Below are 15,355 nucleotides of genomic sequence, written 5' to 3'. Positions count from 1 at the left end.
TGGTTATTACATACCATAAGCCCAATGGAGCGAAATATGCGAGTTCTGGTAACAGGTGGTAGCGGTTACATAGGTAGTCATACCTGCGTGCAACTGCTGCAAAACGGTCACGACGTCATCATCCTCGACAACCTGTGCAACAGTAAGCGCAGCGTGCTGCCTGTGATTGAACGTCTTGGCGGTAAACAACCGACTTTTGTAGAAGGCGACATCCGCAACGAAGCGCTGATGACCGAGATCCTTCACGACCACGCCATCGAAGCGGTGATCCACTTCGCAGGTCTGAAAGCGGTCGGTGAATCCGTTGCGAAACCGCTCGAGTATTACGACAACAACGTCAACGGTACTCTGCGTCTCATCTCCGCCATGCGTGCGGCCAACGTCAAAAACTTCATCTTTAGCTCTTCGGCTACCGTCTACGGCGATCAGCCCAAAATCCCTTACGTTGAAAGCTTCCCAACCGGGACACCGCAAAGTCCGTACGGCAAAAGCAAACTGATGGTGGAGCAGATCCTGACCGACCTGCAAAAAGCGCAGCCGGAGTGGAGCATCGCGCTGCTGCGCTACTTCAACCCGGTCGGCGCCCATCCGTCCGGCGATATGGGTGAAGATCCGCAGGGCATCCCGAACAACCTGATGCCGTATATCGCGCAGGTTGCCGTGGGTCGCCGCGACTCGCTGGCGATTTTTGGCAATGACTACCCTACCCAAGACGGCACCGGCGTGCGTGACTACATCCACGTCATGGATCTGGCCGACGGCCACGTGGCGGCGATGCAGCAGCTGGCCAACAAGCCGGGCGTGCATATTTACAACCTCGGCGCCGGGGTCGGCAGCAGCGTGCTGGACGTGGTTAACGCCTTCAGCAAAGCCTGCGGTAAGCCGGTGAGCTACCACTTCGCACCGCGTCGTGATGGCGACCTGCCTGCTTACTGGGCCGATGCCACCAAAGCCGACAAAGAGCTTAACTGGCGTGTCACGCGCACGCTTGATGAAATGGCACAGGATACCTGGCACTGGCAGTCACGCCACCCGCAGGGCTATCCGGACTAAGGATCCGTCATGACGCAATTTAATCCCGTCGATCATCCGCATCGTCGTTTTAACCCGTTAAGCGGGCAATGGATTTTGGTTTCTCCGCATCGCGCCAAGCGCCCCTGGCAGGGGGCGCAGGAAACGCCTGCGAAACAAACGCTGCCACAGCACGACCCAGACTGCTTCCTCTGTCCGGGCAACACGCGCGTCACCGGGGATAAAAACCCGGACTACAAAGGCACCTTCGTCTTCACCAACGATTTTGCCGCCCTGATGACCGACACCCCGGACGCGCCGGAAAGCCACGACCCGCTGATGCGCTGCGAAAGCGCGCGCGGAACCAGCCGCGTGATCTGCTTCTCCCCCGATCACAGCAAAACGCTGCCGGAGCTGAGCGTGGAAGCGCTGAAAGAGGTGGTAAGCACCTGGCAGGCGCAAACCGCCGAGCTGGGTCAAACTTACCCGTGGGTGCAGGTGTTCGAAAACAAAGGTGCGGCAATGGGCTGCTCTAACCCACATCCGCACGGCCAGGTCTGGGCGAACAGCTTCCTGCCTAACGAAGCCGAGCGTGAAGACCGTCTGCAAAAAGCGTATTACGCGGAAAACGGTTCCCCAATGCTGGTCGATTACACCCGCCGTGAGCTGGCCGACGGCAGCCGCACCGTGGTGGAAACCGAACACTGGCTGGCCGTCGTGCCTTACTGGGCTGCCTGGCCGTTTGAAACGCTGCTGCTGCCGAAAGCGCACGTACAGCGCATCACCGATCTCAGCGACGCGCAGCGTGACGACCTTGCTCTGGCGCTGAAAAAGCTGACCAGTCGTTACGACAACCTGTTCCAGTGCTCCTTCCCGTACTCCATGGGCTGGCACGGCGCCCCGTTTAACGGCGAAGAGAATCTACACTGGCAGCTGCACGCCCATTTCTATCCGCCGCTGCTGCGCTCTGCGACGGTGCGTAAATTTATGGTGGGCTATGAAATGCTGGCGGAAACCCAGCGTGACCTGACGGCGGAACAGGCGGCAGAACGTCTGCGTGCCGTTAGCGACGTCCACTATCGCGAATCAGGAGTCTAAAAAAATGAGTCTGAAAGATAAAACACAATCCCTGTTTGCTGAAAAATTTGGCTACCCTGCCACCCACGTTATCCAGGCCCCTGGCCGCGTCAACCTGATTGGTGAACACACCGACTATAACGACGGTTTCGTCCTGCCGTGCGCCATCGATTACCAGACGGTGATCAGCTGTGCGAAGCGCGACGACCGCCAGGTTCGCGTGATTGCAGCGGATTACGGTAATGAGACGGACGCGTTTTCCCTCGATGCCCCAATCGTGACGCACGACAGCCAGCAGTGGTCAAACTACGTGCGCGGCGTGGTGAAGCATCTACAGAAGCGTAACAAAAACTTTGGCGGCGCAGATTTAGTGATCAGCGGCAACGTGCCGCAGGGCGCGGGCTTAAGCTCCTCTGCGTCTCTGGAAGTCGCGGTGGGTACCGTGTTCCAGCAGCTTTATCATTTACCGCTGGACGGCGCGCAAATCGCCCTGAATGGTCAGGAAGCGGAAAACCAGTTCGTGGGCTGTAACTGCGGCATTATGGACCAGCTGATCTCCGCGCTGGGCAAAAAAGAACACGCGCTGCTGATCGACTGCCGCTCGCTGGGCACTAAAGCCGTTCCCCTGCCAAAAGGCGCGGCTGTGGTAATCATCAACAGCAACTTTAAGCGCACGCTGGTGGGCAGCGAGTACAACACCCGCCGCCAACAGTGCGAAACCGGTGCCCGCTTCTTCCAGCAGCCCGCCCTGCGCGACGTAACGCTCAATGAATTTAACAAAGTGGCGCACGAGCTGGATCCGGTCGTTGCCAGGCGCGTTCGTCACGTGCTGACGGAAAATGCCCGTACCGTTGAAGCCGCCTCCGCGCTGGCGAAAGGCGACCTGAAACGTATGGGTGAGCTGATGGCGGAATCTCACGCCTCCATGCGCGATGACTTTGAAATCACCGTTCCACAGATCGACACCCTGGTGGACATCGTCAAAGCCACCATCGGCGACAAAGGTGGCGTGCGCATGACGGGCGGCGGTTTTGGCGGCTGCGTCGTTGCGCTGGTGCCTGAAGAGCTGGTTCCTGCCGTACAGGATGCCGTGGCGAAGCAGTACGAAGCAAAAACAGGCATCAAAGAAACCTTCTATGTTTGCAAAGCATCACAAGGAGCCGGACAGTGCTAAACGAAACACCTACCCTTGCACCGGATGGTCTGCCGTATCGCCTGTTAACCCTGCGCAACAGCGCGGGGATGGTCGTTACGGTGATGGACTGGGGTGCTACCCTTCTTTCTGCCCGCGTACCGATGCCGGACGGCAGCGTACGCGAAACCCTGCTGGGCTGCGCCTCGCCTGAGCAGTACGTCAATCAGTCCGCCTATCTGGGCGCGTCCGTTGGGCGCTATGCGAACCGCATCGCGAAGAGCCGTTTTGAGCTCGACGGCGTGCAGTACGCCCTGCTTCCAAGCCAGGGTGAGAACCAGCTGCACGGCGGACCGGACGGATTTGATAAACGCCGCTGGAAGATTGTTCGTCAAAACGACGGGGAAGTGCTGTTCTCGCTGGATTCGCCTGACGGCGATCAGGGCTTCCCGGGGAATCTTATCGCGTCCGCGCGCTTTACGCTGACCGACGACAACCGTATCGCCATTGAATACCGTGCGACGGTCGACAAGCCGTGTCCGGTCAACCTGACCAATCACGCGTACTTTAATCTGGACGGTAACCAGTGCGACGTGCGTAACCACAGGCTGCAGATCCTGGCGGATGCCTGGCTGCCGGTTGACGAGATGGGCATTCCGCATCAGGGCCTCAAAGACGTGAGCGGCACCAGCTTTGACTTCCGCAGCGCGAAAACGATCGCCCAGGATTTCCTGAGCGATGACGATCAGCGCAAGGTGAAAGGCTACGACCACGCGTTCCTGCTACAGGCCAAAGGTGATGTGAAACAACCTGCCGCACAGGTCTGGTCTGCGGATGAGAAGCTGCAGATGACGGTGTATACCACTGCCCCTGCCCTGCAGTTCTACTCAGGTAACTATCTCGGCGGAACGACGGCGCGCGAACACGAAGAGTATAGCGACTGGCAAGGCCTGGCGCTGGAGAGCGAGTTCCTGCCGGACAGCCCGAACCATCCGGAATGGCCGCAGCCGGACTGCGTGCTGCGCCCGGGTGAAGAGTACGTTAGCGTCACAGAGTATCATTTCATTCCGCATTGATTTCCAGCCCTCCCATCGGAGGGCTTTTTTCTGCGCGCCTTGCTGAAAATAGCGCCGATCGCAGACAAAATCATAACCCTGGATTCACAAGCATCTTACACTCAGAGACTATTTTCGCTATGGTTAGGGTTAAGCGTTGCTGGTGGCACGGCCACGGCAATATAATGAGAATTGTTATCATTCTAAAAATGCTTGAGGAGTAAGAGATGGCTATAACTAAGCTGGTCCTGGTGCGTCACGGCGAAAGCCAGTGGAACAACGAAAACCGCTTTACCGGTTGGTACGACGTTGATCTGTCTGAGAAAGGCGTAAGCGAAGCAAAAGCAGCAGGTAAACTGCTGAAGGAAGAAGGCTTCAGCTTTGATTTTGCTTACACCTCTGTGCTGAAACGTGCCATCCACACCCTGTGGAACGTGCTGGACGAACTGGATCAGGCCTGGCTGCCGGTTGAGAAGTCCTGGAAACTGAACGAACGTCATTACGGTGCGCTGCAGGGCCTGAACAAAGCGGAAACCGCTGAGAAATATGGCGACGAGCAGGTTAAACAGTGGCGTCGCGGCTTCGCAATCACCCCGCCAGAGCTGACCAAAGATGACGAGCGCTACCCGGGCCACGACCCGCGTTACGCGAAGCTGACCGACGCTGAGCTGCCAACCACCGAGAGCCTGGCGCTGACCATCGACCGCGTTGTGCCTTACTGGAACGAAACCATCCTGCCACGCCTGAAAAGCGGCGAGCGCGTGATCATCGCGGCTCACGGTAACTCCCTGCGCGCGCTGGTGAAATACCTGGACAACATGGGTGAAGACGAAATCCTCGAACTGAACATCCCAACTGGCGTACCGCTGGTGTATGAGTTCGACGAAAACTTCAAGCCAATCAAACACTACTATCTGGGTAACGCGGAAGAGATCGCGGCGAAAGCAGCGGCTGTCGCGAACCAGGGTAAAGCGAAGTAATTTTCGCCAGACATAAAAAAAGCGCGGAGCCTTCCGCGCTTTTTTATTTGTGCCTGAGAATTCAGCCGCGACGCGCTTTTACCGCATTCGCCAGCTGACGCAGGATGGTATCGGTATCGTCCCAGCCGATGCAGGCATCGGTCACGCTTTTGCCATACACCAGCGGTTCGCTGCCTTCCAGATTCTGGTTACCTTCAACCAGATGGCTTTCGATCATCACCCCAATCACCGCCTTCTCACCGCCGGCAATCTGCTGACAGACGTCTGCGCCCACTTCCATCTGCTTTTTAAACTGCTTGCTGGAGTTGGCGTGGCTGAAATCGATCATCACCTGCGGTGGCAGCCCGGCTTTTTCCAGCCCGACCTTCACTTCTGCCACGTGTTTTGCGCTGTAGTTCGGCTCTTTGCCGCCGCGCAGAATGATATGACAGTCGCCGTTTCCGCTGGTGTTAACGATGGCGGAATGACCCCATTTGGTCACCGACAGGAAGCAGTGCGGTGCACCTGCAGCATTGATAGCGTCAATGGCGACCTTGATGGTGCCGTCAGTGCCGTTTTTGAAGCCCACCGGACAAGAGAGACCGGACGCCAGCTCGCGGTGCACCTGAGATTCAGTGGTACGGGCACCAATTGCGCCCCAGCTCATCAGGTCTGCCAGGTATTGTGGCGTAATCATGTCCAGGAATTCACCGGCTGCAGGCAGGCCGCTGTCGTTGATCTCCAGCAGCAGCTTGCGCGCAATGCGCAGACCGTCGTTGATCTGGAAGCTGTTGTCCATGTGCGGGTCGTTAATCAGCCCTTTCCAGCCCACGGTGGTGCGCGGTTTTTCAAAATAGACGCGCATGACGATTTCAAGCTCGTCCTTCAGCTCTTCACGCAGGGTGAGCAGACGGGCAGCGTATTCTTTCGCGGCTGCAGGATCGTGAATGGAGCACGGGCCAATCACCACCAGAAGACGATCGTCATTACCTTTCAGGATCTTATGGATCGCTTTACGAGCATGAGAAACCGTGTTTGCGGCATTTTCAGTGGCGGGGAATTTCTCAAGGAGCGCTACAGGAGGTAATAACTCATTGATCTCTTTAATGCGTAAATCGTCGTTCTGATAATTCATTTTCTTTCCAGCTCTGCCATATCTTTAGTAATGAAAGCAATCCTTTCAATCTATCTTGTCGACCAGGAAGTGTAAACACGGTTTTACACTTCACGCAGATAATTCCTGGAATTCGCCTAAAAATCGCCACAAAATAGCGAAAAATGAGATCTAACCTAAGCTTTTTAACTGTAACAACCAATTTTACACGCTTAAACGCGATTCCCTACTGACGTAAGTCCGTAAGGCGGAATCTTTCGCCTCTGAAAAAGATGCACTGTTGGAGAATGTTATCCAGCGTAACGACAAGAACAGGAGCACCATGATGAAAATGACAAAACTGGCAACCCTCTTCCTGACCGCCACACTTACTCTGGCCAGCGGCAGCGTCCTGGCCGCGGAAACGGGCACATCAGACAGCAACGGGGATGCAAATGCGGCTGCGGCAGCAGGCCAGCCCGCCCCGGATGCGAAACAGAATATCGCCCCGAATAATGTCGACAACAACCAGATCAATACCGGGAACACCAACACCGGCGGCACGATGCTGCATCCCAACGGCAGCGGTTCCGGTACCATGAATCATGACAATATGAGTTCGGATGAGGTTCATAAGAACTCGATGTGTAAGGACGGCAAATGCCCGGACCCTAACGACAAAGTGGGTAACGACGCCAATACCAAAACTGATGGCACCACCCAGTAATTTGTTATGAACCGTCAAAAAAGGAGAGCCCAGGCTCTCCTTTCTTTTTGGAGTAACCTATTAAAAACGCTACACTAAAAACAATAACACATCAGGAAAGCAGACATGGCGCACTCCCATTCCCACTCGCATTCTCCCGGCAACGACAACGCTAAACGACTGATGCTGGCCTTTGGCGTCACGGCAACGTTTATGGTTATCGAGGTCATTGGCGGCCTGGTTTCCGGCTCTCTGGCGCTTCTGGCCGATGCCGGACATATGCTGACCGATGCCGCAGCGCTGCTCTTCGCCCTGCTGGCGGTGCAGTTCGCGCGTCGTCCACCAAATGCCCGCCACACATTCGGCTGGCTGAGGCTGACCACCCTGGCCGCGTTTGTTAACGCCATTGCGCTGGTGGTCATTACCGTGCTTATCGTCTGGGAGGCCGTACAGCGCTTCCGGCATCCTCAGCCGATCGCCGGAGCGACCATGATGGTGATTGCCGTGGCAGGGCTGCTGGCGAATATCCTGGCCTTCTGGATTCTGCACCGCGGCAGCGGGGAAAAGAACCTCAACGTGCGCGCGGCGGCGCTGCATGTTCTGGGGGATTTGCTCGGTTCAGTCGGGGCAATTGTCGCCGCGCTGGTGATCCTCTATACCGGCTGGACGCCTGTCGATCCGATTCTGTCCGTGCTGGTGTCGTGTCTGGTCTTACGCAGTGCCTGGCGGCTGTTGAAGGAGAGCGTGAATGAACTGCTTGAAGGGGCACCGGCATCCATGGATATTGATGAGCTGAAGCGCAACCTTCGCCGTTCAGTCCCGGAAGTCCGCAATGTTCATCATGTGCACGTCTGGCTGGTGGGGGAAAAACCGGTCATGACGCTGCACGTCCAGGTGATCCCGCCTCACGACCACGATGCGCTGCTGGAACGCATCCAGCATTTTCTTGAGCATCACTACGAAATTGGCCACTCCACCATCCAGATGGAGTATCAGCCCTGTAACGGGCCGGACTGCCACCTTAACGAGGCGCAGTCCGGACATTCACATCATCATCACCACTAGCTGGAAAGCGCGTGAGAGCCTCGCTCACGCGCGCTGTTAATCCACATCCGGCTGCCGTTCAGCGCAATGAAGGTCAGCAGCAGATATTCCAGCGACATCGCATAGACGCCCTGCAGGGCGAAGATCGCCACGCTGATCACGTTGATGATGACCCACAGCAGCCAGTTCTCAACATATTTACGGGTCATCAGGATCATCGCCGCAATCGACAGCACCATCATGCAGGAATCCCAGAACGGGAAAGCATCCGGCTGCAGCTCTGGCATCGTCACGTTCAGGCCGATGCCAGACATGACCGAAACGGCGACGCGGGTCAGGAACGCAAACACCGGGTTGATGTAGACGGTCATTAAGCCAATGGCCACCACGCAGGCGACAAACCAGGCGATGGCTTTCGGCAAGGGCAGCCAGCGGATCTGCAGCTCTGCCTCCTGCTGGCTGTTCTGACGCGACCACGCGTACCAGCCGTAGATATTGGCGGCGAAGAAGAACAGCTGTAAAAGCAGGCTGGCGTAAAGCTGGATCTGGAAGAAGATAATCGCAAACAGCGTGACGTTAATCAGCCCGAACGCATAGTTGCTGATCTTCTCCAGGCTTGCCAGCCAGATACAGAGTAAACCCGCCAGCGTGCCAACGGCCTCAATCCATGACAGGTCATAGCCACCTGCACCAATCGGTATATGAACCAGAATGTTATGTGTGCTAAAAAAATCCATCTTTTCTCCGCGGCGTGTTGAATTAAGTACGTAGTGTAGCCGCAAAATCCAGCATGCGGTTAAGCGGAATCAACGCCCCTTCACGCAGAGCGGCATCCACATGGATTTCATGTGCTGCACCGCCTGTCTCGAGCCCTTCGGCAATGGCCTTCAGGCCGTTCATCGCCATCCACGGGCAATGGGCACAGCTGCGACACGTTGCGCCCTCACCCGCCGTTGGCGCTTCAAGGAGCTCTTTCTCCGGCACGGCCTGCTGCATCTTATAGAAGATACCGCGATCGGTCGCCACGATGAGCTGCTTGTGAGGCAACGTCCTTGCCGCGTTGATAAGCTGGCTGGTTGAGCCCACGGCATCCGCCATGTCGACAATTGACTGCGGTGACTCAGGGTGAACAAGAATGGCGGCGTCAGGATAAAGTGCCTTCATGCGCGCCAGCGCCTGGGTTTTGAATTCATCATGCACGATGCAGGCGCCCTGCCAGCAGAGAACGTCAGCCCCCGTCTGCTTCTGGACATAATTTCCAAGATGACGATCTGGCGCCCAGATAATTTTCTCTCCCAGGCTGTCCAGATGTTCAATCAGCTCAACGGCGATGCTCGACGTGACTACCCAGTCGGCCCGCGCTTTTACCGCCGCAGAGGTGTTGGCGTAAACCACCACGGTCCGATCAGGGTGGGCGTCACAGAAGGCCGTGAATTCGTCAATCGGACAGCCCAGATCCAGCGAACACTCCGCGTTAAGCGTGGGCATCAGAATGGTTTTTTCAGGGCTCAGGATCTTTGCCGTTTCGCCCATAAAACGCACGCCAGCAACCAGTAGCGTGGAAGCGGGGTGTCGTGCACCGAAGCGTGCCATCTCCAGTGAGTCAGAAATGCAGCCTCCGGTCTCTTCAGCCAGCTGCTGAATTTCCGGGTCGGTGTAGTAATGGGCCACCATTACCGCATCGCGCTCTTTAAGAAGACGTTTGATCTTCTCGCGGTAGAATTGCTTTTCATCCTGGCTCAGCGGGACAGGCTTTGGCGGAAACGGATAGATTGCGGCTTCAGGATCAAACATCACACTCATTATGGCTTCTCGTTTTACTGGCTTAACAATATTGCCTTTCTTTTGCCTGACATAGCAAAACGCGTGGCAATTGTGTTTTGTATACTAAACAAGATAGCGAATCTGGACTGAAAAGTCACCGGGAATAGATGGGCGGAGCATTTGTTGTACCGCAGATAGCAAAAAGGCGCCTTTAGGGCGCCTTTCTACACTGGTGGGTCGTGCAGGATTCGAACCTGCGACCAATTGATTAAAAGTCAACTGCTCTACCAACTGAGCTAACGACCCCTTGCGGGATTTTTTTCTTCGAAGTGGTGGGTCGTGCAGGATTCGAACCTGCGACCAATTGATTAAAAGTCAACTGCTCTACCAACTGAGCTAACGACCCATTCGGGTGCTGACTTCGAAGATTTTTACTCGGTACCACCGGAGAGTGGTGGGTCGTGCAGGATGACTCGGCTTCGCCTCGCCCTTCGGGCCGTTGCTAAAGCAACGTTATCCTTCACGTTTAATATCTGAGTAAGATATTAAAATTGGTGGGTCGTGCAGGATTCGAACCTGCGACCAATTGATTAAAAGTCAACTGCTCTACCAACTGAGCTAACGACCCGAGTGGTGGGTGATGACGGGCTCGAACCGCCGACCCCCTCCGTGTAAAGGAGATGCTCTACCAACTGAGCTAATCACCCACTCTGTACTGCCGGTATGCGTTAAGTGGTGGGTCGTGCAGGATTCGAACCTGCGACCAATTGATTAAAAGTCAACTGCTCTACCAACTGAGCTAACGACCCACTTTTACGCTGTTTTCACGTTGTTTGATATCCCGTGGCAACGGCGGCATATATTACTGATTTAAGAATTCAGCGCAACAAAAATTTCGATGAAGATCACTTAACTGCTTACGAATCATGCTGCACGACCAGAAATAACGCGATTTCTGGTCATGCGATAATCATCCCATCGAATTCAGACGTTTTTGCGCCTGCTTAGCACCTTCGGTACCCGGGAATTTAGAGACCACCTGCTGATAAACCGCTTTGGCTTTCGCAGTGTCGCCTTTGTCCTGCATGATGACGCCCACTTTGTACATCGCATCAGGCGCTTTTGGCGATTTCGGGTAGTTTTTTACCACGGAGGCAAAATAAAACGCCGCATCGTCCTTTTTACCCTTGTTGTAATTCAGCTGACCGAGCCAGTAATTCGCATTTGGCTGATAAGTGGAATCAGGGTATTTCTTAACAAAGTTCTGAAACGCAGCAAGCGCGTCATCCTGACGAGATTGATCCTGCACCAGGGCAATGGCCGCGTTGTAGTCCGTATTCGCGTCACCGCTCTGTACAGGCGCACCTGTTGAAGCAGAAGCATCCGCAGCCGGAGCTGATGTCGCTGCACCGCTCTGATCGCCCGCGGCTGGCTGTGCTTGTGCTGCACTACCACTGCTCAGGCTATCCATCTGCAGCAAAATCTGCTTCTGACGTTCCACAACCTGGTTAAGCTGATACTGGCTTTCCTGAATCTGACCGCGGAGAGCGTCAATATCATTCTGGTTATCGGAGAGCTGTTGCTGGAGTTGGGTTAAAAGCTGGCTGTGAGCGTTAGAAATACGCTCGAGTTGAGTGACCCGGTCTTCTACCGAGCCTGAGCCGACACTACTGATTGGTGCCTGAGCAAAAGCGGCCCAGGGGGCCGCTATTCCAACCAGTAACGACAGACTCAACAGATGATGTCTGAAGTTACTGCTCATGCAATTCTCTTAGTAAACCAGTACGGCACGACGGTTTTTGGAGTAAGCCGCTTCGTCGTGACCCAGTACTGCAGGTTTTTCTTTACCGTAAGAAACGATGGAGATCTGGTCAGCAGAAACGCCTTTACCCTGCAGGTACATTTTAACAGCGTTAGCACGACGTTCACCCAGGGAGATGTTGTACTCTGGAGTACCACGTTCGTCCGCGTGACCTTCTACGGTGACTTTGTAAGATGGGTTGCTACGCAGGAAGTTAGCGTGCGCATCCAGCATCGCAGCGAAGTCAGAACGGATGTCGTATTTATCCAGATCGAAGTAAACGATGTTGTTCTGCTGCAGCTGCTGCATCTGAAGACGCGCTTGCTCTTCAGAAGACATGTTGCCATTGCCGTTCGCGTCCATACCGGTGCCGGCACCCATCATGCCTTCGCCGCTCTGGTCATTGCTTGCGTTCTTGTTAGAAGAACACGCTGCGATTGCCATTACAGGCAGAGCGATCATCAGCCCCTTCAGCACTTTGTTCAGTTGCATTTCTATGATTCCTTTAGTAATCAATTAATTATTATTTACAGATACGGCGACCAGGCAGGAGATTTTACCTGTCCATCAGTTGCCGGAATACGCGCTTTGAAACGCCCATCTGTAGAAACCAGATTCAGCACAGATCCCATCCCCTGAGAAGAGCTGTAGATTACCATCGTGCCGTTAGGTGCCAGACTTGGCGTTTCATCCAGGAACGTTGACGACAGAACTTGAACGCCACCCGCTACCAGATCTTGTTTGGCAATGTGCTGCTGCCCACCGTTGGAGCTCACCATTACCATAAATTTACCGTCGCTGCTCACGTCTGAGTTCTGGTTCTGCGAACCTTCCCAGGTAATACGCTGCGGAGCACCGCCGTTGATGTTGACTTTATAGATTTGTGGACGGCCAGCCTGGTCAGAGGTAAACGCCAGGTTTTGACTGTCCGGGAACCATGAAGGTTCGGTGTTGTTGCTGCGACCGTCGGTCACCTGACGGATCTGGCCAGAGCCAATGTCCATCACGTACAGGTTCAGGCTACCGGTTTTTGACAGCGCAAACGCCAGTTTAGAACCGTCCGGAGAGAACGAAGGCGCACCGTTGTGACGTGGGAAAGATGCTACCTGACGAACAGCACCGTTTGCCAGCGTCTGGATAACCAGCGCTGAACGGCCACTTTCGAAGGTGACATACGCCAGTTTAGAACCGTCCGGAGACCAGGCTGGAGACATCAGCGGCTGCGAAGAACGTTTCACCAGGAACTGGTTGTAGCCGTCGTAGTCAGATACGCGCAGCTCATACGGGAACTGACCACCGTTGGTCTGCACCACATAAGCAATACGGGTACGGAACGCACCTTTAATGCCGGTCAGTTTTTCGAATACCGCATCGCTGGCAGCGTGAGCCGCGTAGCGCAGGTACTGCTTAGTGACCTTGTAAGAGTTCTGAGCCAGAACGGTACCCGGTGCACCGCCGGTATCCACCAGCTGCCAGGCCACGTTGTAAGAGCCGTCCGGGTTAGGCGTAACCTGACCCACAACCACGGCATCAATACCCAGTGCAGACCATGCTGCAGGCTGTACTTCCTGCGCGCTACCCGGCTGCTGAGGCAGACGAGAACGATCTAACGGGTTGAATTTACCGCTGTTACGCAGGTCAGCCGCCACGATGCCACCGGCATCTTCAGGTGCAGCGCCAGGACCGGCCCACTGGAACGGAACAACACCGATTGGGCGTGCCGAGTCCACCCCCTGGGTGATCTCGATACGTACTTCTGCGTGCAGTACTGCTGCCCACAGCATTAAAAAACCAAATGCTACACGTAATGCCTGCTTCATCATATCTCCCTTATCCGGGTAACCTTACCCACGATAATTTAGCAGAATGTTAACAAACTCAAATAGACAAAACTACCCGAACCCTGTGACTAAACCTGGTCTATTTTTCCCCGTTTGCACGGGGAAAATGTAACTTAAGGTTTGAAGTCCAGCGGCGCATTTTTGAAGACTTCGTAAACTGCCTGAGACGGCGGTTTCGGCATCTTCGCCTGACGCGCTGCAGCCAGGGCCGCAGTACATAAAGCCGGGTCGCCACCTTCCGACTTGATATCCAGCAGCATGCCGTCCGGAGCCAGTTTTATACGCAACGTACACGTTTTACCGGTATAGGAAGACGCATCATAGAATCGGCTTTCAATAGCGGATTTAATCTGCGCGGCATAACCGTTGATTTCAGCCCCGGTCGCACCGTTACTCTTAGTGTTACCACTTCCGGTCGGCGCTGCGTTGTTTCCTTTCGCCCCACCGCCCGTTTTCGGTGCATTCTTACCGGAGCTCAAATCGCCCAGCAGATCGTCAACCCCTGCGGCGGCAGCGGCTTTTTCAGCTGCCGCAGCCTTTTTAGCAGCCGCTTTTTCAGCTGCGGCTTTCTTATCGGCAGCGGCCTTCTCAGCTGCAGCTTTTTTATCAGCAGCGGCTTTTTCCGCGGCAGTTGCTTTTTCTGCTGCCGCTTTCTCAGCAGCAGCCGCTTTCTTAGCGGCCTCGGCAGCAGCTTTCTTCTCTGCGTCCTGAGCGGCTTTCTTCGCGGCTTCCGCTTCAGCTTTCTTCTGAGCATCAGCAGCGGCTTTCTTCGCCGCTTCCGCTTCGGCTTTCTTCTGAGCATCAGCAGCGGCTTTCTTCGCGGCTTCCGCTTCAGCTTTCTTCTGAGCATCTGCAGCAGCTTTCTTCGCCGCTTCCGCTTCAGCTTTCTTCTGAGCATCAGCCGCGGCTTTCTTCGCCGCTTCTGCCGCTAATTTTGCCTGGGCATCAGCCTGTGCTTTCGCGTCCGCTGCGGCTTTTGCTGCCGCCTCTTCCGCCTGCTTTTGCTGTTCCTGTGCTTTCTTCGCGGCCTCTTCGGCTTGTTTCTGCTGTTCCGCCTGCTCTTTCGCAGCTTCCTGCGCCTGCAAACGTTCTTTCTCAAGCTGCTTCAGACGTTCCTGCTCTGCGGCCTGCTTTTCACGCAGCTCTTCCGCCTGCTGTTGCGACTGTTTTTCACGCTGCTCTTCAGCCCGTTTGGCACTCGCCTTCTGCTGTTGTTCGCGATTATAGTTCTGTACTACCGCACCGGGATCCACCATCACGGCGTCAATGGAAGAGCCTCCACCGCCGCCGGCTGATGCATCAATATGCTCGTCGAACGAACTCCAGATCAGCGCTGCAAAGAGAATAACGTGCAGCACTGCGGAGACGATTATCGCTCGCTTAAGCTTGTCGTTCTGTTCGGTTGCCTTTGACACTATCGGTTCCCAAAAACTACGCGGATGATCAAATAGGTTGGGTCATTAAGCCAACTGACTTAACACCCGCACTATGTAGCAAGTTCAGCGCTTTAATAATTTCATCGTAGGGTACGTCTTTCGCGCCACCGATTAAGAAGACCGTTTTCGGATTTGACTCCAGGCGACGCTGCGCTTCAGCAATCACCTGCTCAGGCGGCAGCTGATCCATACGATCTTTCTCTACCACGACGCTGTATTGCCCTACGCCGGAAACCTCAATGATAACCGGAGGATCGTCATTGGTGCTCACCGCCTGTGATTCTGTCGCATCCGGCAGATCCACTTCCACGCTCTGGGTAATGATTGGCGCTGTCGCCATGAAGATCAGCAGCAGTACCAACAGGACGTCCAGCAGTGGAACGATATTGATTTCGGACTTGAGCTCGCGACGACCTCGTCCACGCGATCTGGCCAT

The 15,355-nt window shown here is 55.1% G+C and carries 15 protein-coding genes and 5 tRNA genes; 7 read left to right on the top strand and 13 right to left on the bottom strand.

The annotated features are described in order from the left end of the window. Positions 1-36: 36 nt before the first annotated feature. The 5 genes from galE (at position 37) to gpmA (ending at position 5,255) form a co-directional block, all read left to right on the top strand. Entirely contained in the window at positions 37-1,053 is a 1,017-nt protein-coding gene (gene galE / locus OTG14_RS02285) for a UDP-glucose 4-epimerase GalE (protein WP_048992115.1), read from the top strand. Positions 1,054-1,062: 9 nt separating this feature from the next. Then, positions 1,063-2,109, top strand: a complete 1,047-nt coding sequence (galT, locus tag OTG14_RS02280) for a galactose-1-phosphate uridylyltransferase (RefSeq protein WP_061715735.1) — start codon at positions 1,063-1,065, stop codon at positions 2,107-2,109. A 4-nt stretch (positions 2,110-2,113) separates the two neighbouring features. Then, positions 2,114-3,262 (top strand): galactokinase, encoded by a 1,149-nt coding sequence (galK, locus tag OTG14_RS02275; RefSeq protein ID WP_032649494.1) that lies wholly within the window; start codon positions 2,114-2,116, stop codon positions 3,260-3,262. Beyond that, positions 3,256-4,296 (top strand): galactose-1-epimerase, encoded by a 1,041-nt coding sequence (galM, locus tag OTG14_RS02270; RefSeq protein ID WP_048992120.1) that lies wholly within the window; start codon positions 3,256-3,258, stop codon positions 4,294-4,296. The genes galK and galM overlap by 7 nt, the downstream gene beginning before the upstream one ends. 206 nt (positions 4,297-4,502) lie before the next feature. After that, the gene (gpmA, locus tag OTG14_RS02265; RefSeq protein WP_023310804.1) at positions 4,503-5,255 is read left to right on the top strand and encodes a 2,3-diphosphoglycerate-dependent phosphoglycerate mutase; all 753 of its coding nucleotides are present in this window, start codon (positions 4,503-4,505) and stop codon (positions 5,253-5,255) included. Between the two features lie 61 nt (positions 5,256-5,316). On the opposite strand, the gene aroG is transcribed toward gpmA, so the two are convergent. Then, positions 5,317-6,369 (bottom strand): 3-deoxy-7-phosphoheptulonate synthase AroG, encoded by a 1,053-nt coding sequence (aroG, locus tag OTG14_RS02260; protein WP_024908788.1) that lies wholly within the window; start codon positions 6,367-6,369, stop codon positions 5,317-5,319. A gap of 304 nt (positions 6,370-6,673) precedes the next feature. Here aroG and OTG14_RS02255 point away from each other — a divergent pair, with 304 nt between their 5' ends. Further along, entirely contained in the window at positions 6,674-7,054 is a 381-nt protein-coding gene (locus tag OTG14_RS02255; RefSeq protein WP_024908789.1) for a protein YbgS, read from the top strand. 105 nt (positions 7,055-7,159) lie between these two features. Continuing rightward, the gene (gene zitB / locus OTG14_RS02250; protein WP_024908790.1) at positions 7,160-8,098 is read left to right on the top strand and encodes a CDF family zinc transporter ZitB; all 939 of its coding nucleotides are present in this window, start codon (positions 7,160-7,162) and stop codon (positions 8,096-8,098) included. Here the strand turns inward: zitB and pnuC are convergent. The 12 genes from pnuC to tolR form a co-directional block, all read right to left on the bottom strand. Further along, positions 8,095-8,814: a nicotinamide riboside transporter PnuC gene (pnuC, locus tag OTG14_RS02245; protein ID WP_024908791.1), complete on the bottom strand. Its 720-nt coding sequence runs from the start codon at positions 8,812-8,814 to the stop codon at positions 8,095-8,097. The two genes, zitB and pnuC, sit on opposite strands and share 4 nt — an antisense overlap. A gap of 22 nt (positions 8,815-8,836) precedes the next feature. Beyond that, entirely contained in the window at positions 8,837-9,880 is a 1,044-nt protein-coding gene (nadA, locus tag OTG14_RS02240) for a quinolinate synthase NadA (RefSeq protein WP_008501105.1), read from the bottom strand. Positions 9,881-10,071: 191 nt separating this feature from the next. Further along, positions 10,072-10,147 (bottom strand) — tRNA-Lys (locus OTG14_RS02235). A 24-nt stretch (positions 10,148-10,171) separates the two neighbouring features. Next, positions 10,172-10,247: transfer RNA gene (locus tag OTG14_RS02230), tRNA-Lys, on the bottom strand. Positions 10,248-10,393: 146 nt separating this feature from the next. Further along, a tRNA-Lys gene (locus OTG14_RS02225) sits at positions 10,394-10,469 on the bottom strand. A 3-nt stretch (positions 10,470-10,472) separates the two neighbouring features. Next, positions 10,473-10,548, bottom strand: a tRNA-Val gene (locus OTG14_RS02220). A 26-nt stretch (positions 10,549-10,574) separates the two neighbouring features. Then, positions 10,575-10,650, bottom strand: a tRNA-Lys gene (locus tag OTG14_RS02215). A 161-nt stretch (positions 10,651-10,811) separates the two neighbouring features. Continuing rightward, positions 10,812-11,603, bottom strand: coding sequence for a cell division protein CpoB (gene cpoB / locus OTG14_RS02210; RefSeq protein ID WP_024908792.1), 792 nt, complete (start codon positions 11,601-11,603; stop codon positions 10,812-10,814). A gap of 9 nt (positions 11,604-11,612) precedes the next feature. Further along, positions 11,613-12,134, bottom strand: coding sequence for a peptidoglycan-associated lipoprotein Pal (pal, locus tag OTG14_RS02205; RefSeq protein ID WP_003858578.1), 522 nt, complete (start codon positions 12,132-12,134; stop codon positions 11,613-11,615). 35 nt (positions 12,135-12,169) lie between these two features. Further along, positions 12,170-13,462 (bottom strand): Tol-Pal system beta propeller repeat protein TolB, encoded by a 1,293-nt coding sequence (tolB, locus tag OTG14_RS02200; protein ID WP_032649508.1) that lies wholly within the window; start codon positions 13,460-13,462, stop codon positions 12,170-12,172. A gap of 134 nt (positions 13,463-13,596) precedes the next feature. Beyond that, positions 13,597-14,898, bottom strand: a complete 1,302-nt coding sequence (tolA, locus tag OTG14_RS02195) for a cell envelope integrity protein TolA (RefSeq protein ID WP_267214516.1) — start codon at positions 14,896-14,898, stop codon at positions 13,597-13,599. A gap of 28 nt (positions 14,899-14,926) precedes the next feature. After that, positions 14,927-15,355, bottom strand: coding sequence for a colicin uptake protein TolR (gene tolR / locus OTG14_RS02190; protein ID WP_003858589.1), 429 nt, complete (start codon positions 15,353-15,355; stop codon positions 14,927-14,929).

The organism is Enterobacter pseudoroggenkampii (assembly GCF_026420145.1).
In the GTDB taxonomy this organism is placed as follows: Bacteria; Pseudomonadota; Gammaproteobacteria; order Enterobacterales; family Enterobacteriaceae; genus Enterobacter; species Enterobacter pseudoroggenkampii.
The sequence above is the reverse complement of the archived record's forward strand: the minus strand, read 5'-3'. Positions and strand labels throughout refer to the sequence as shown.